Raw genomic sequence first — 15,330 nt, 5'->3', positions numbered from 1 at the left:
TAATCCCACATAAACCTTAATTCGATAAATAAAATGAGTTATCAAAAGGGCCGATTAACAATTTATGTTAATTGAGAAATGTATATTTATGTTAAGCATATCTATCTAAAATGTGATAAAAAATGCCTGAATAATCCAATTATTGCCAGAATGATAATAATGGAAAGAATTATTAAAGAAATAAGCCTTAATATTCTCATCCAGCCGGGCTTTTTATAGCTTTTAGTTCTATAATTTCCACCCTTTTTCTTACGAAATGACTTGGTATACTTAGCCATAATCATTGCGATGAATTGAATAAATAATAATGTGAATGCATGACATGCTGTGAGCATGCATGAAAGAAAGGATTTTAAGAAAGTAATTTAGGCGGTTGCCAGATAGAAATAAAATTCTTAAGAATTTGGCCGGGAAGAATATCTGTGTATGTTGTTCCGACTCTTAAAGGTGGAATAATTTTTATTGAACTTATCCTGGAAATAGTTGGAGTATTGCAACAAGAGCATTGGCAGAATGGGGAGCATTGATCTTTCGCTTGTTGATGATTATCACTATCTGCTGCTGTTCTTATAAATGACGAAGTTTCCTGTTTACCCCCTATACCACTATCCTTGCAAGGCATTAAACTCAGGCCCATCACAATAATTGTCATTATTAAGTAGATGCATCTCATTAGATGGTTGCAAAACTAATAATATATAGTTAATAAATACTATAAGGTTTAAATTTTTATCTGAAGTGAGCAGATTATTTAACTACTAATCCTGTAATATTCTCAGATCTGTAGCCATATTTACCATTCTAAATATGCTGTATCTGCTTACGTAATCCTAAAAAAATAGTCGCTAATGTCAGTTCTGTATGAAATCCTTTTCAGGAAGTGGAATCTCTCCCAAATACTGAAGCATCATTCGTATTGATCCTTGGACTAACTATTCTAATCCGACTGCCAAAATTTATCAATAAATCTAACTATTTGCCAGTTATAAGTTAAGCTTGATACGGTTTTAAATTCAACCTTCTTCAATTTTTCAACTTGGTTTCACAGTCCTCACAAATGCCTGCATACATAACATCTTCAAAAGAAAAAAAATAGCATTGTAAAATAAATCCCTCCATGTCGCCACCTTGCATTCAAATTTCTCCCATTACCCTGATAGCTCTTCTATTTACCATCTTAGTGATGTTTAGCCTCAAGGGAGAATCATACAAATCCCGATGGATGTGCTGCGTATTGCCATCCCATTAGTCGTTTATTTTACGATCATGTTTGTGGTAAGCTTTTTTACCCATAAACCCTATCACCGTATTTTAAATTCTAATGCAGATGGACAAGATCATTATCGCCATGCAATCAACATAGGTTCAGCAGGTAAACCCAAAGATGGGGATCGAAGAGGCGGTTATGTAATGTTGACCATTGATGAGAAGAGTTCAGTACTGGACAAGGACAGCATTAATGTTGAGTTTATACGTTTTGAGTATGACATTGAAAAGGCCGCAAAAGCAGTTGAAGATAGCCCCCTGCCTAATGAATATGCCGATATGTTACGAAATGCTTAATTTCAATCCGTTAAAAAAGCTCAAGGAATGCCATGGAAAACAAAAGGAGCAATACCTTTTCAAAGCTTGAAAGAGCATGTTTGTTGTCAAAAATGCAAACGTTTCAGGCTTGGTTTAGCAGATATCAAGCTACACTGTTTTAGGAAATTTACAAGCGACTGAATGCATCCCTGGAAAACAGAGTCGGAAATATTTTTTTAAAAATTAAGCAATAATGGAAAGCTGGTAATCACATTATTGCTAGCTGTTAGTCGCATTGTACTGATTTTAAAAGTTTAAATTAAAAACATGAAATCTATAGCTGCATTTATCCCAATAGCAATAATTTTTGTTTCACTTTTTTCCTGTAATGACAAACAAGAGAATGCTGCTGATAATGAGGCGGTCGGTGCGGGAGGCTGGCTTAAGGGAAGCAGCACTGAAAAATTTAAGACAGTTGCCGGGCAGCTGCGGGGCTTTGATGCCACAATGGTTGAGGTAGGCTACCGGTACCAGGAATTGTACTGGGCTGGCCAAGATGAAAATTGGGATTATGCCAGTTACCAGGTAGAGAAAATAGAAACTACATTGAAGAACGGTTTTGAACGCAGGCCTAAAAGAGAAGAATCCGGAACTCATTTCTTAAGTTATATATTGCCGAAGATGAAAAAAACAATCGAAAGCAGGGATACCTCCAATTTTAATAAGGGGTTTGCGATGCTAACCTCAAATTGCAATTCATGCCATACCATGGAAAAAGTTCCTTTTTTTACTGTTAAGGTTCCAACGGAAAGACAGTCACCCATTAGAAGATAAAATGATACAAAAACTTTTTCAAACAGATAACAGCAAAACAACTGTAATTATCCGGTTAATGGTTGGAGCAGTATTTCTATCAGAAGGGATACAAAAGTTCTTATTTGCTGATAAGCTAGGGGCCGGAAGATTTGAGAAGATCGGCCTACCCAATCCTGAATTCCTGGGACCTTTTGTGGGTAGCTTTGAAATCATATGCGGCATGCTCGTTCTATTAGGATTGCTCACCCGTCTTGCTGCTATTCCATTACTCATGATCATGTTAGTGGCCATTGCTACGACAAAAGCACAGATTTTAGCAGACAATGGTTTCTGGTCAATGTTACACGACAGTCGTACCGACTGGTCGATGTCTTTAGGAAGCATGTTTTTACTTGTCAAAGGAGGAGGAAAGTGGTCATTAGACTCAAAAATGTGGAAAACCAATACTCGAAATAGATGAAGCAGCAGAAACAAAGCGGGCTTTTAAGAGTATTGACCCTTAAAGATGCCGTGGGGATAGGATTAGGTGCCATTATTGGTGCGGGAATATTTGTGGTAACAGGAGTAGCCGCAGGTGTTTCCGGCCCTGCAATGCTGATAAGCCTGTTGATTGCCGGCATCATTGCTGCTTTTAATGCCCTTAGCTCTGCGCAACTGGCAGCAGTTTACCCGCATGCCGGCGGTACTTATGAATATGGCTATCGCTTGCTTAATCCCGGTTTTGGATTTTCCGCCGGTTGGATGTTCTTAGTGAGCAAGCTTGCTGCCGGCGGAGTGGTTGCCATAGGTTTCGGGAATTATTTTTATCAACTAGTGCCATTAGGCTCCCCTTTAATAATTTCGGTAACAGCGATAATTCTATTAACCCTGGCCAATTATTTTGGAATAAAAAAAGCAGGAGGTTTGAATCTGATTATAGTTTCGTTCACCCTGCTATCACTGGTTTATTTTATTATCAGCGGTTTTCCGGCGATCAAACAGGGAAATTTTGAACCCTTTACGCCATTCGGGATTTCGGGAATTGCAGAAGCTACCGCACTGCTGTTTTTTGCATTTACAGGTTATGCCCGCATTGCCACATTGGCCGAAGAGGTTAATGATCCTGAAAGGACAATACCCCGTGCCGTAATTATCACCATCATCATCGCTATTGTTTTGTATGCTTTTGTTTGTATCGTTGCAGTTGGGATAATTGGTGCCGAAGCGATGGCCAGTACTAAATCCCCCCTACAGCTTGCTGCAAATGCAATGAACACGCCCGGGATAAAAACAATCATCACGATTGGAGCTTCTACTGCCATGCTGGGTGTGTTGCTCAGCCAGATATTAGGCATCAGCCGGATGATGCTTGCCATGGGGAGAAGAAACGATCTATGGCCGGTCTTTCAAAAGATCCATACAAAAAACAGTATTCCGCATATCGGGATTTTTACCACGGGCATCCTTATTTTGCTCCTGTGTATTTTTGGCACTTTTGAATTTATACTGGCCTCGGCGGCTTTTACCATTCTTTTATATTACAGTATCACCAATATTGCCGCTTTGAAACAACCCGTTCAAGAGCAGCGTTACGGTAAAATTGTGCCTGTACTGGGCCTGATAGGATGTTTGCTAATGGCCGTTTCATTGGATTTAAAGATAATTGTTTCTGGTGCCCTGCTCCTTTTAGCTGGCTTTATACTTCGGTTTGTCCTTCATAAAATTTACGGGTCCAATCCGCAGAAATAAGATCTTTTGATTGAAAATGAATACATGTATATGTACACAGGAAGGCCAGCCCGTGTGTCGGACTTTTAAGAAATTGTTAAATAATCAGCAGCTTATGGATATTGCAGAATATTTTAGAAACCTTTGAGATCAAATGGATCTAAAACAGTTAAATACGATAGACCGCGAAATCTTATTGGCTATTAATGGACTTCATACACCGTTTTGGGATAACGTCATGTGGTTTGCCAGCGGAACCTTAACCTGGCTTCCCTTTTATTTGCTGCTTGCGGGTTTGCTGGTCTATAAATTTAAAAGGCACAGTGTGCCAATGCTGGTATTGGTCGGTGTTTTGATACTTTTTAGTGACCAGATCGCTTCCGGTTTATTAAAGCCCTTGGTACTCAGGCTCCGACCAAGCCATGAGCCTGATCTGATGTCACAGCTTCATTTTGTAAACAACTACCGGGGCGGGCTTTATGGATTTGTTTCCTCGCATGCGGCGAATGTTTTCGCTTTGGCATTTTATCTCAGTTTTGTAGTCTCTGATAAAATTTCATGGCTTCCCTATCTTCTTTTCCCCTGGGCGCTGTTTGTTTCATTAAGCAGAGTTTACTTAGGCGTGCACTATCCAAGTGATGTTCTGGTCCCTGTCCTTTTTGCCTGGCCGTTGGCTTACGGTCTTTCCAGGCTTTATTTCTATTGGATAAAGCGGTTGGCACCAGATCCTGTTTAATCAATATTAAATATTAATCAAAAAAATGAAAACCATATTATCAGTTATCCTGCTTCTATTTGTTCAGCTTTCAGTTAAAGCCCAACAGCACACTATTCCAGGTTCTTACACCAACATTAAATAAGATGAAAGCAAGCGGCTCTATTTTGAGAAGGATGGCCAGAAATTTTATGCGGATACGACAGGCCCTAAATATACCATAAAACAGCTTTTAGGGAAGCCGCAAGGGACTGAAGACGGTTTAGAATTTGATTTTGGTACCCTTAAAGGCACATTTACCTATGGTTTAATTCCTTATGGAAAGGCTCCCCATCCACTTCCCGTATTCCGGTTAACAAGACCCCTCCAGAACGGAAAGGTAACTGCCAATATTAAAAATGACTTTCGTTATCCATATGACTTTGTGGGTTGGGAACAAGACAAAGGTTTTACATTAGGTTACCGCCTGACCGATGAAAAAGGAATGATCGTTTTTGACGGCGAAGTATCAGTAGAAGGAACCGGCCCCTTTAAGGTCATACCCACCATCTACGAGGGTCCTTATGTAAATAATATTTCAGATACGGAGGCTGTTATCTGGTTTGAAACCAGTGAGCCTGTAATTTCGACCTTGTCAATTAATAAAAAAGTAATGAAGGATGCAATCCCGGCAACCCATCATGAATTTAAAGTCAGTGGTTTAAACCCGGGCAGTAAATACGATTATACTGTAAATGTTGCATCTCTTTCACAAACCTACCACATAACCACAGCACCAAAATCAGGCAGCAGAAAGCCATTTGTTTTTGCGTATACCAGTGATAGTCGACACGCTACAGGCTCAGGCGAACGAATGATCTATGGTGCAAATGCTTATATCATGAAAAAAATGGCAGCCCTTTCCTACCAGCAGGGCGCTGCATTTGTACAGTTTACCGGTGACATGATCAATGGCTACCTTTCCAATAAAGAGGAGCAGCTTCTACACCCGAACCAATAGTGTATCAGTGTCTATATAAATTGGGAAGCAATCCCAGGTATGGGATTGCTAACAGAATAAAAAGAAAGGATACAATTTTGCTGAACTATCCACAACAAGGCTTATTCATTTGTATTGGAGGGCAGGGAATCGTGCCGTAGCTGCAGTATACACAGCAGTCTCCCGGCTTTGGCTTGAATACTGCTTCGCAGTTTGTACACTGGTAAAAGTACTGGCAGGCATCTGTTGGCATAATTTCTACTCTCTGAACACCGCAATTCGGGCAGGTGATTGTTGATTCTAAGGTGACTGTGTTTTCCATTCTTTATTAATCTTTATCGCAACATCTTCTACTGTTACTTGTTTGAACAGCATTGGCCTTTCTTACTGGATGCTTTTTATCACACGGTATCCCGTCTTTTTAATCGCCGCTTCAATAGTCTTTATATCAGTTTTCGTTTGATCAAAACTTACGACACTGTTTTCGGAAGCATAGGAAGTTTGATATGCTAACACACCGGGCACTTTAGACACCTCATTGTTTACATGCACTTCGCAAGCTTCACAGGTCATTCCCTCAATAAGAAACTTTACCTGCTGCTTATTTTCAACAGCTGCAATTGTTGCAGCTTGCGCTGCTGGCTTAGGATAAAACACCTTAGCATAAAGTGGAAAAGTCATCATTAAAACAGCAAAAATGGTAACCAAGCCTAAAAATGTTCTTGACTGAAGGAATGGTGCCTTTTGGGGTGTTTCGCAATCGCAATCCACTTCCATTGAAACGGGTCTTAATTTAAGATACCAGGCAAATCCTAATACGGCAATAGACAATCCTATTAAATAAGGTCTCGCAGGTTCGATCCACGAAAAGTTTGCTGCGATGCTGCTGCTGCCGGCCAGCAACGCAATAACCGGTGTAATACAACAAAGTGAAGCGGCAAAAGCCGAAAGGACGCTGGCACTTGTCATGGTGCCGAATGATTTTATATTGATCATACTGTTTCCTGACTGTTAGTTTGAAGATTGATATGGGTAAAAAGTGATTTCAATACTTTTAAATTATTCGGAGTCAATGAGTAGTAAATCATCTGTCCCACTTTCCTTGTTTCTACAATGTTACCATCCTTCAACTTTCTTAAATGCTGGGATACCGCAGGTATGCTCATGCTTAAAATATCCGCCAGATCACACGGGCATAACTCCTTCTCTTCTTCCAGAAGATAAACAATCTTTAACCTAACCTCATTACCCGATAAAGCCAATATATTAGACAACCTTACCAACGGTTCCTGACTGGCCTGAAGCTTATCTTTACAATTTTTTATTTGCTGCCGATCCGCAAATACCCTGCTGCAAGTAGTATCATTCATTGGACAAAGCTAATAAGAATAAGTATTTAAGCAAATGCTTAAATACAAGCTGCAAAACAAATTCTTTACTCTATTCAATAACTTCATTGAATAGATCCGAGTATTGTCTATCTTTGCCCTAATAAAAGTTATGGAAAAGAGACAGTTTAAAAATAGCGTTTATACGCTCCTTGCACAGCTGGTAAAAGCGATGGCTAATCCGCATCGCCTTGAAATTTTAGACGTTCTTGCCCAAACAGGACGCACTGTGGAAGAGATTGCTGCTGAAACCGCAATGAGCATTGCCAATACTTCCCAGCACTTGCAGGTTTTAAAAGCATCTAATCTTGTCGAGATTCAAAGAGAAGGCAATTACATCCGTTACCAACTGGCAGATGATAAGGTCTATGCAGCGTGGAACAGTTTACGCGAGGTAGGCTTTGACCGGGTAGCTGCCGTTGAATTATTGGTCAATGACTACCGGAAAAAGAGAGGGGCATTAGAGGCCCTGAGCATAGACGAACTTCTTTTGAGGATGGAAACGCAAAACATTGTTCTTCTGGATATCCGTCCGGAGGAAGAATTTAACGCCGGCCATCTTCCGTACGCTTTATCAATGCCTTCAGAAAAAATTCCGGGCTTCATTCAATCACTCCCTAAAGATAAAACCTATGTAGCCTATTGTCGGGGTCCTCTCTGTGTTTTTGCGGATGATGCAGTAGGCCTGTTGAAAGAGAAGGGTTTTAACGCAATTCGTTTAAAGGAAGGCTTTCCGGAGTGGAAACTGAAAGGTCTGCCGGTTGAGATACTTCACATTTAATAATAATACAACATGGAAACGAAAGCACCTGTAATAAGTACCAATTCCCTCCGGGAGTGGCTTGAGAATGACAAGCCAGTTAATGTGGTGGACATAAGGCCGGCTCAGGAACGAGCAGAATGGCATATTCCCGGCAGCATGCATATCGATGCCTATGATAAGCTGAAGGCCGGAAGCGTGGATGCTTTACAAGGGTTGTTTATCGACAAAAATATACCTGTGGTCACCGTTTGTGCCGGCGGTAAAACCAGTTTAATTGCTGCTGAGCTGTTACGGCAAAAAGGCTATGAAGCCTACTCGCTTGAAGAAGGCATGCGGGGCTGGAGTCTGTCATGGAATACGGCTCAACTGTCATTCCCTGACTTTTCCATAATTCAACTACGGAGAACCGGGAAGGGTTGTCTTTCCTACATAATCTCCTCAAAAGAGGAAGCCATTGTTATTGACGCTTCCTTACCGGTTAATGTCTACCAGGATATTCTTGACAACAATAACTGGAGATTAAAAGCTGTGCTGGAAACTCACATCCATGCGGACCACCTTTCCCGATCCAAACAGCTCTCAGAGGATAATGCGGTTCCGGTCCATATTCCCCTAACCGATAAGATCGGATATACCCATGAAACGATAATTGACCAGCAGCAAATAACCCTGGGTGCAATAACGATCGTTCCGATGCATACCCCCGGTCATACCCTGGAAAGCACATCTTTTCTGGTCGATAACAAGGTACTTCTATCCGGCGATACCCTTTTCACCAATGCGGTGGGAAGGCCGGATCTTAAAGCCAGTGAGGAGGAAGCACATACAAAAGCAACTTTGCTGTATCAATCCCTGCAGAAGCTATTGACCTTAAATGATGAGATCATTGTATTACCGGCACATACCAGTCAGCCGGTGGAGTTTGACAGGAAACCTATACAGGCTACATTGAAAGAAATCAAAACGGCTGTGCTATTGCTCAAGTTAAGCGAAAGTGAATTTGTTGCAACGCTTTTAAGTCGTATTCCTCCTGCCCCGGCAAACTATTTATCGATTGTAGAAAAAAATACCAAAGGTGACTTTTCAGACGTCAATCCCGCTGACCTGGAAGCCGGCGCAAATCGCTGTGCCATTTCTTAACCTTCTTCTATGACAGTAAAATTAGGATTAAAAGAAAACTGGCGTCAATTTACCTTATTGGTGATCATTAATGCTTTTGTAGGAGGCATGATTGGTCTTGAAAGAAGTATTCTTCCCCAGATTGCCGAAACAGAATTTCATCTGGCAGCCAAAACCGCTATTTTGTCTTTCATCATCGTTTTTGGTATTGTAAAAGCAATAACTAACTATTTCGCCGGAACCCTGGCTGATAAAGTTGGCCGAAAAAACCTGCTTACAATTGGGTGGCTGTTTGGTGCCCCCGTTCCTTTTATCCTGATGTTTGCCGATAGCTGGAATTGGATCATCTTCTCAAACATCCTGCTGGGTATTAATCAGGGTCTCACCTGGAGTACAACCGTCGTGATGAAAATTGACCTGGTAGGCGAAAAGCAAAGAGGCTTTGCCATGGGGTTGAATGAATTTGCCGGGTATCTGGCGGTAGCCCTGGTGGCATTTTTAACAGGCTATATAGCCTCAGAGTACGGCTTGCGTCCATATCCGTTTTATATCGGCATCGTGCTGGTCGTACTGGGCTTTTTCAGCAGCTTGCTCTTTGTAAAAGATACCAAACACCATGTCGCGGCTGAAACAACAAAGAGCACTTTACCAAAACTTGAAAATATATTCTGGCAAACAACCTGGAAGAATAAGAACCTTGGATCTGTAACCCAGGCAGGATTAATCAACAACCTCAACGATGGCATGGCCTGGGGCATCTTCCCGATTCTTTTAGCAACGAAAGGATTTAACCTCGAGCAGATTGGAATAATTACAGCAACCTATCCCGCAGTATGGGGAATCGGGCAGTTGTTTACCGGAAAAATGGCTGATATATTTTGCAAGAAGAATCTTCTGTATACCGGGATGCTGCTTCAGGGCTTTGCATTAATCGGGTTGATATTCGCTTTCAGCATGCTTCATTTCCTCCTCCTGGCAACACTTCTTGGCCTCGGAACGGCATTGGTTTACCCTACCTTTCTGGCCACCATAGCAGAAAATACCCACCCTTCTGACCGGGCAAAAAGTTTAGGGATATTTCGCTTATGGCGGGATTTAGGATATGCTATAGGAGCCATCCTAACAGGAATTATTGCTGACGCGGTCGGCATCAATGCATCTATAGCAGTCATAGGGTTTCTTACAATTGGTGCTGCAATAGTGATTTTTTATCGGATGTCATGTACCAGGGAGACTTCCATCGAAAAAACAAAATACAGTTTGCTGAAAAGTCCGCAAGGGATATAATATTCTTAAGTCGTTATTAGAATCTAAGCTCGTAATATGAGGTGATTCCTAAGAAGCTGGTTTACTTTTTCCACAACAAAACCAACAACCTTACCCAATCTGTTCCGCATTAAGGTGAAACTACTCAGGTTATCTTAAAATCAGAGAGCCTTTAATTGGTGTTCAAAAATAATAATGCTGTAGAGCCTAAGGAATTACAACCCAGGTTTAATTTAAAAGGCATATACTGCGACTACTCGGCGTTCCCGGAGGGTTCGAGCCTTTTATCACTCCTTTCTCACCCAACAACCCGGAATTATCCATGCTTGCTTTTTTATTTCCTTCCATTTACGATTGTCAACTCGTTATTTGTAATGGAAAGAAAGCAAGTGACAGAAAAATATTTGAAATAAATGTGTGCATGTCACCACCTACCTTAAAAAAATGAACTTAAATTTAATTTTTAATCTTAATTGAGCAGCATTCACAGAACATTTTTAAATCGTATTTTTTTTTAAAAGTATAGAATAATTGAATGTTAGCGCACTAACTCTGAATCTATGAGAAAGGCAACGCATAATGAGAAGAACCTGATAATAAATATATTAACACGCTCTTTTGATAAAAATCAAAGTGTTAACTACATCATAAAGCAAGATAAAAAAAGGCTGACAAGGATCAGTGCCCTGATGGCTTATTCTTTTGAAGTCTGTTATTTGTTTGGTCAGGTTTATTTGTCTGATGATAATCGGGCATGCGCTTTACTTCTCTACCCCCATACAAAGAAAACAACCGTCAAATCTGTACTATTGGATGTTGAACTGATGTTCAAATGCATTGGTTTTAGTAACCTGAATAAGGCCATTAACAGGGAATCAGTGATCGAAAAAATCCAACCGAAAGAACGGAAATGTTACTTGTGGTTTATTGGTGTTGATCCGGAATATCAAAGCCTGGGTACCGGGACCAGCTTGTTGACGGAAATAATAGATGAAAATGAAAAACAGGCTCTGCCCTTGTATCTGGAAACCTCCACATTACGCAATTTGCCATTTTATCAAAAATTCGGGTTTAAAGTGTATGATGAGCTCGATTTGTCTTATAAACTCTTTTTTTTGAAACGGGATCCTTATAAATCGTAGCACTATGAATGTATTTGGTACAGAAATGCTTTTAATAACATGCATTTTCGCTTTACTCGAAACTATAATGTTCTTTTACCAGTTTATTCACTACCTATCACGCCCACAGGAAAAACAAAGGCTTTATTATCTGATCTTATTATTCCTGCTCATTGTCTATAATATCAGCGGCGGGCTCTTTCCGGATCCGAAACTCAATATTCCAGTTGTCACTCAAAATATCCTTGCCTACGGAAGTGGTTTCCTGATGGCCTCCTATTTTCCCTATTATTTTTACAAAGGCTTTGATTTAATCAGGTTACGGTTTCATGCCGTTTATGGTGTATTGCTATTCCTCATCCTGCCTTATATGATCTTTTTTGTCATAGTTTACTCCATCCAACAGAATCTGGTTTTTGCTATCCAGTACGGTATCATCATTCCATTCTTCTATTCCCTTGTACTCCTTTGGGCAATCTTGAGGGCAATAAGAGCTAAGTATCAGGACAATAAAAGCAAGGCAAATTTCATGGAGGTCATTGCAGTTTATCTGGCAGTAATCCCCTGGGTTTCAATGACCGTGATTGCTTATTTTAATCTTGGGCAGTTGATTGAAGTGATTTGCACTAACGGCGGTTTCGTGGTCATTACTATTTTATTCATATCCAAATCAGTCACCAGGGCAAGACTTGAATATCAAAAGCTAATGGATTTAACTATTGGTGGAGTACAACCATTACTATTTCAGGAAAACTGCCGTTTATACAAGTTAACCAACAGGGAAATTGAAATAGTACAATTGCTCAGGCAGGGTAAAAAGTATCAGGCTATTGCTGATAAGCTGTTTATATCTGAGTTCACTGTCAAAAAACATGTGCATAATATCTTTCATAAGACAAATGTGAGTAACAAAGTTGAGCTTGTTCATAAGCTTGAGCAGGAACAGTTATTTTTTGCTCAAACTGTTCACTTATCATCCTCTTAAAATAGCTCAATCGCCTTGTCCAGACAAGATCTCTTGTAACGAACCCTGCTTCCGAATTTTCAGTTTTTTAACTGCAGCTGCCACCTTCTATCTTTCCACTTCATAAATCGTATTCATGTGATCTTAGCTGACTCAACTTTTCATAATCGCAGGGTAATTAATAATGGTAATGCAAAACCATTATATAAACAAGTGGCAAAATATTGGATTCTATGAAATAACCACAGACCAAATGAATTGGAAGATGGGCGGTATTTCCGAGCAAATTGTTAATTCTCGTATTATATTTATGATCTGATTACAAATTCATGAAATGGATAACCAGGGAAAGACCAAAGATAGACCGGATAGCCTGTCCGTGGTTAATTAGAAGGTTTATTGATCAAGACGCCGAGATCATTTACGTTCACGTTGATGAAGTTCTGCTCAAAGCGAATCAAATGAATGCAATACCTTTTGACATTCCTGAAGTTGAATTTACTCATTACAACGATAAGTGCACTTTTGATTATTTTCTTCAGAAATATAACCTTAAAGATCCTGCACTGGAGACTATAGCAGTAATTATAAGAGGTGCCGACACCGATGCCCATCATTTGGCTTCTCAAAGCTCCGGCTTATGGGCCATTTCAGCAGGGTTGGCTCATAATACGGCCAATGATTATGACTTGCTGGAGAAGGGCATGTTAATTTATGATGCTCTTTATAGCTGGTCCAAATATTTAAAAAAAGAAAAGCATACTCAAAATCCTGTCGAGCACCAGTTGCTGGACGTTTTTACCCGGTACATAGCTGAACAGAAAACTCAGAAAAAGAAAATCCCAGCTTGGGCCCAAGAACTGAAAGAAATTATTCAGGATCAGATTGACACTAATTTAAGTCTTAGCCTGAAAGAAGTTTCTGGAGAACTAAATGTCCACCCTGCTTATTTGTCAAGAGAATTCTCTAAACATTTTGATAATCTTTCCTTTGGTGAATACATCAGGAAACAGCGTATAGAAAAGGCAACTGGTTTGCTCAATACTCCCGGTTATACATTAACCCAAATTGCCTACCTGACTGGCTTTTCAGATCAAAGTCATTTCACCCGGATTTTTAAGAAACACACTGGCCAAAGTCCATCAGATTATAAAAAAAATCCTGTGAAAGGTAAAAAGAATCCCAATAGTTAATTCCGTTCTATTTTGGTTTTCCGTTATTGGGTACTCTTGTATCACAATTTAGGTATATGACTACAATGCAAACAGATAAAGGTATTCCCAATGATAACCTCGATAAGCTTATTTTCCATCGTTATTCACTCAAACAGCTAACCATCTACTTCCTGAAGCTTGGAACATGGGGATTTGGAGGTCCGGTAGCCTTGGTAGGCTACATGCACCGCGACCTGGTTGAAAACAAGCAGTGGATAACGGAAGAAGAATACAAAGAAGGTTTGGCCCTGGCCCAACTTGCTCCAGGGCCATTGGCCGCCCAACTTGGAATCTATCTTGGCTTTGTTCATTACGGCCTTCTGGGTGCCACGTTGACGGGTTTGGCGTTCGTCATTCCATCATTCATCATGGTGGTATTACTAGGCATGGTCTATAAGATCTATAGCGGCCTTGACTGGATACAGGCTGTATTCTACGGTGTAGGTGCTTCAGTGATCGGTATTATTTCGATGAGTGCCTATAAATTGACCATTAAATCCATCAGCAAATTGGAGCTTGCCAAAATCCGGTCACAATGGATCCTTTGGTTATTGTATCTCGCTGGGGTGATCGTCACCGTAGTCACCGAACGGGAGGAAGTACTTCTTTTCCTTGCTTCCGGGCTTCTGTACATGTTCATCAAGGCGCCGCCACTTTGGATTAAAAAATTGTCATTCGCTCCTTCTGTTGTTTTGGTGGGAGCAGGCTTTTGGCAATTTGATAATGATAAACTTTGGGACATCGCCTTATTCTTTAGTAAAGCCGGCGCCTTTGTATTTGGCAGTGGTTTAGCCATTGTCCCATTTCTTCATGGTGGAGTGGTTAAAGAATTTGGATGGCTGTCAGAGCACCAATTTCTGGATGCAGTAGCCGTGGCAATGGTTACACCCGGTCCGGTGGTAATCACGGTCGGATTTATAGGCTATCTGGTTGCCGGATTTCCCGGCGCTTGCGTAGCAGCCTTAGCCGTCTTTTTACCTTGTTATTTATTCACTGTTTTATTAGCACCGTCATTTAAAAAAATTGCTAAGAACACCAGCATTAAAGCCTTCGTGGATGGCATCACTGCATCGGTGATCGGTGCGTTGGTAGGTGCAGTGATCGTGATTGCCATGCGATCGATTATAGATATCCCGACAGCCATAATTGCTGTTTGCAGTGTTCTGGCCCTCGTTTACGTAAAGAAGTTACAGGAGCCCGCTATCATTGGAATTGCAGCAATAATTGGAATAATAATTAAACTGATTTAAGACCTCACACCTCATACCTCACAACCATGAAATGGATAACCCGTGAACGTCCAAAGATTGACCGGATAGCCTGTCCCTGGCTGATCAAAAACTTTGTTGACAAGGAAGCGGAATTTATCTACGTTTCCAAAGAAATTGTATTCGCGAAAGCTGAAGAACTGAATGCCATACCTTATGATATTCTCGGTGCAGAATACTCGCACGAGGGCGACCGGTGTACGTTCGACTTCATCCTTAAAAAACATCAGCTTAACCAACCGGCCTTACATCAACTGGCAGAAATTGTTCGTGGAGCAGATACCGCCCGGTTCGATCTGGCGCCCCAGGCTGCCGGATTATGGGCCATTTCAGCCGGGCTATCCTATAATTACAGGGATGATTTAGAACAGCTGGAAATCGGAATATGTTCAGGACGAAAAACATACCTGGAATCTAAAGCTTTGAGTAAATTCACCTGTTACGTCACTTCAACCGCTACCAGACTTCTCAATACTAACTACTAAA

17 protein-coding genes and 1 pseudogene are annotated in these 15,330 nt (G+C 40.7%); 14 read left to right on the top strand and 4 right to left on the bottom strand.

Features of this window, described 5'->3' with window-relative positions; all coding sequences use genetic code 11:
* Positions 1-352: 352 nt before the first annotated feature.
* Positions 353-673: a DUF6660 family protein gene (locus tag AC1MCB_RS04705; protein ID WP_479967591.1), complete on the bottom strand. Its 321-nt coding sequence runs from the start codon at positions 671-673 to the stop codon at positions 353-355.
* Between the two features lie 465 nt (positions 674-1,138).
* On the opposite strand from AC1MCB_RS04705, the pseudogene AC1MCB_RS04700 reads away from it, so the two are divergent.
* The 6 genes and pseudogenes from AC1MCB_RS04700 to AC1MCB_RS04675 all read left to right on the top strand — a co-directional run.
* Positions 1,139-1,296, top strand: a pseudogene (locus AC1MCB_RS04700) (arsenical-resistance protein); the annotation flags it as partial.
* Between the two features lie 555 nt (positions 1,297-1,851).
* Positions 1,852-2,358: a hypothetical protein gene (locus AC1MCB_RS04695; RefSeq protein ID WP_479967590.1), complete on the top strand. Its 507-nt coding sequence runs from the start codon at positions 1,852-1,854 to the stop codon at positions 2,356-2,358.
* A 1-nt stretch (position 2,359) separates the two neighbouring features.
* Positions 2,360-2,800 (top strand): DoxX family protein, encoded by a 441-nt coding sequence (locus AC1MCB_RS04690; protein WP_479967589.1) that lies wholly within the window; start codon positions 2,360-2,362, stop codon positions 2,798-2,800.
* Complete coding sequence (locus tag AC1MCB_RS04685; RefSeq protein ID WP_479967588.1) at positions 2,797-4,068, top strand: APC family permease; 1,272 nt, start codon at positions 2,797-2,799, stop codon at positions 4,066-4,068. Before AC1MCB_RS04690 ends, AC1MCB_RS04685 begins: the two co-directional genes overlap by 4 nt.
* A gap of 133 nt (positions 4,069-4,201) precedes the next feature.
* Positions 4,202-4,783: a phosphatase PAP2 family protein gene (locus AC1MCB_RS04680; RefSeq protein WP_479967587.1), complete on the top strand. Its 582-nt coding sequence runs from the start codon at positions 4,202-4,204 to the stop codon at positions 4,781-4,783.
* Between the two features lie 403 nt (positions 4,784-5,186).
* Positions 5,187-5,762, top strand: coding sequence for a DUF7800 domain-containing protein (locus AC1MCB_RS04675; RefSeq protein ID WP_479967586.1), 576 nt, complete (start codon positions 5,187-5,189; stop codon positions 5,760-5,762).
* 85 nt (positions 5,763-5,847) lie between these two features.
* Here the strand turns inward: AC1MCB_RS04675 and AC1MCB_RS04670 are convergent, their stop codons facing one another.
* From AC1MCB_RS04670 to AC1MCB_RS04660, 3 genes are all read right to left on the bottom strand, one after another.
* Positions 5,848-5,994 carry a GDCCVxC domain-containing (seleno)protein gene (locus tag AC1MCB_RS04670; RefSeq protein WP_479968787.1) on the bottom strand — a complete coding sequence of 49 codons (147 nt, stop codon included), beginning with the start codon at positions 5,992-5,994 and terminating at the stop codon, positions 5,848-5,850.
* Positions 5,995-6,125: 131 nt separating this feature from the next.
* Entirely contained in the window at positions 6,126-6,737 is a 612-nt protein-coding gene (gene merTP / locus AC1MCB_RS04665) for a mercuric transport protein MerTP (RefSeq protein WP_479967585.1), read from the bottom strand.
* Entirely contained in the window at positions 6,734-7,111 is a 378-nt protein-coding gene (locus tag AC1MCB_RS04660) for an ArsR/SmtB family transcription factor (RefSeq protein ID WP_479967584.1), read from the bottom strand. The genes merTP and AC1MCB_RS04660 overlap by 4 nt, the downstream gene beginning before the upstream one ends.
* Before the next feature lie 130 nt (positions 7,112-7,241).
* Here AC1MCB_RS04660 and AC1MCB_RS04655 point away from each other — a divergent pair, with 130 nt between their 5' ends.
* From AC1MCB_RS04655 to AC1MCB_RS04620, 8 genes are all read left to right on the top strand, one after another.
* Entirely contained in the window at positions 7,242-7,910 is a 669-nt protein-coding gene (locus AC1MCB_RS04655) for an ArsR/SmtB family transcription factor (protein WP_479967583.1), read from the top strand.
* 12 nt (positions 7,911-7,922) lie between these two features.
* The gene (locus tag AC1MCB_RS04650) at positions 7,923-9,032 is read left to right on the top strand and encodes an MBL fold metallo-hydrolase (RefSeq protein WP_479967582.1); all 1,110 of its coding nucleotides are present in this window, start codon (positions 7,923-7,925) and stop codon (positions 9,030-9,032) included.
* A gap of 9 nt (positions 9,033-9,041) precedes the next feature.
* The gene (locus AC1MCB_RS04645) at positions 9,042-10,298 is read left to right on the top strand and encodes an MFS transporter (protein ID WP_479967581.1); all 1,257 of its coding nucleotides are present in this window, start codon (positions 9,042-9,044) and stop codon (positions 10,296-10,298) included.
* A 539-nt stretch (positions 10,299-10,837) separates the two neighbouring features.
* The gene (locus AC1MCB_RS04640) at positions 10,838-11,419 is read left to right on the top strand and encodes a GNAT family N-acetyltransferase (RefSeq protein WP_479967580.1); all 582 of its coding nucleotides are present in this window, start codon (positions 10,838-10,840) and stop codon (positions 11,417-11,419) included.
* 4 nt (positions 11,420-11,423) lie between these two features.
* Positions 11,424-12,383, top strand: coding sequence for a response regulator transcription factor (locus tag AC1MCB_RS04635; RefSeq protein ID WP_479967579.1), 960 nt, complete (start codon positions 11,424-11,426; stop codon positions 12,381-12,383).
* A 308-nt stretch (positions 12,384-12,691) separates the two neighbouring features.
* Entirely contained in the window at positions 12,692-13,555 is an 864-nt protein-coding gene (locus AC1MCB_RS04630) for a chromate resistance protein ChrB domain-containing protein (RefSeq protein ID WP_479967578.1), read from the top strand.
* Between the two features lie 56 nt (positions 13,556-13,611).
* Entirely contained in the window at positions 13,612-14,826 is a 1,215-nt protein-coding gene (locus AC1MCB_RS04625; protein ID WP_479967577.1) for a chromate transporter, read from the top strand.
* Positions 14,827-14,852: 26 nt separating this feature from the next.
* Positions 14,853-15,329 (top strand): chromate resistance protein ChrB domain-containing protein, encoded by a 477-nt coding sequence (locus tag AC1MCB_RS04620; protein WP_479967576.1) that lies wholly within the window; start codon positions 14,853-14,855, stop codon positions 15,327-15,329.
* Position 15,330 lies beyond the last annotated feature (1 nt).

It is taken from the genome of Daejeonella sp. AP26, assembly GCF_056680515.1.
Note: the sequence above shows the minus strand (reverse complement) of the source record. Positions and strands in the feature narration are given on the sequence as shown.

Excerpts from the sequence above, each read along its gene's own strand:
- AC1MCB_RS04705 (WP_479967591.1), bottom strand. The coding sequence starts at position 673 with ATGAGATGCATCTACTTAATAATGACAATTATTGTGATGGGCCTGAGT.
- AC1MCB_RS04695 (WP_479967590.1), top strand. The coding sequence starts at position 1,852 with ATGAAATCTATAGCTGCATTTATCCCAATAGCAATAATTTTTGTTTCA.
- AC1MCB_RS04690 (WP_479967589.1), top strand. The coding sequence starts at position 2,360 with ATGATACAAAAACTTTTTCAAACAGATAACAGCAAAACAACTGTAATT.
- AC1MCB_RS04685 (WP_479967588.1), top strand. The coding sequence starts at position 2,797 with ATGAAGCAGCAGAAACAAAGCGGGCTTTTAAGAGTATTGACCCTTAAA.
- AC1MCB_RS04680 (WP_479967587.1), top strand. The coding sequence starts at position 4,202 with ATGGATCTAAAACAGTTAAATACGATAGACCGCGAAATCTTATTGGCT.
- AC1MCB_RS04670 (WP_479968787.1), bottom strand. The coding sequence starts at position 5,994 with ATGCCAACAGATGCCTGCCAGTACTTTTACCAGTGTACAAACTGCGAA.
- merTP (WP_479967585.1), bottom strand. The coding sequence starts at position 6,737 with ATGATCAATATAAAATCATTCGGCACCATGACAAGTGCCAGCGTCCTT.
- AC1MCB_RS04660 (WP_479967584.1), bottom strand. The coding sequence starts at position 7,111 with ATGAATGATACTACTTGCAGCAGGGTATTTGCGGATCGGCAGCAAATA.
- AC1MCB_RS04655 (WP_479967583.1), top strand. The coding sequence starts at position 7,242 with ATGGAAAAGAGACAGTTTAAAAATAGCGTTTATACGCTCCTTGCACAG.
- AC1MCB_RS04650 (WP_479967582.1), top strand. The coding sequence starts at position 7,923 with ATGGAAACGAAAGCACCTGTAATAAGTACCAATTCCCTCCGGGAGTGG.
- AC1MCB_RS04645 (WP_479967581.1), top strand. The coding sequence starts at position 9,042 with ATGACAGTAAAATTAGGATTAAAAGAAAACTGGCGTCAATTTACCTTA.
- AC1MCB_RS04640 (WP_479967580.1), top strand. The coding sequence starts at position 10,838 with ATGAGAAAGGCAACGCATAATGAGAAGAACCTGATAATAAATATATTA.
- AC1MCB_RS04635 (WP_479967579.1), top strand. The coding sequence starts at position 11,424 with ATGAATGTATTTGGTACAGAAATGCTTTTAATAACATGCATTTTCGCT.
- AC1MCB_RS04630 (WP_479967578.1), top strand. The coding sequence starts at position 12,692 with ATGAAATGGATAACCAGGGAAAGACCAAAGATAGACCGGATAGCCTGT.
- AC1MCB_RS04625 (WP_479967577.1), top strand. The coding sequence starts at position 13,612 with ATGACTACAATGCAAACAGATAAAGGTATTCCCAATGATAACCTCGAT.
- AC1MCB_RS04620 (WP_479967576.1), top strand. The coding sequence starts at position 14,853 with ATGAAATGGATAACCCGTGAACGTCCAAAGATTGACCGGATAGCCTGT.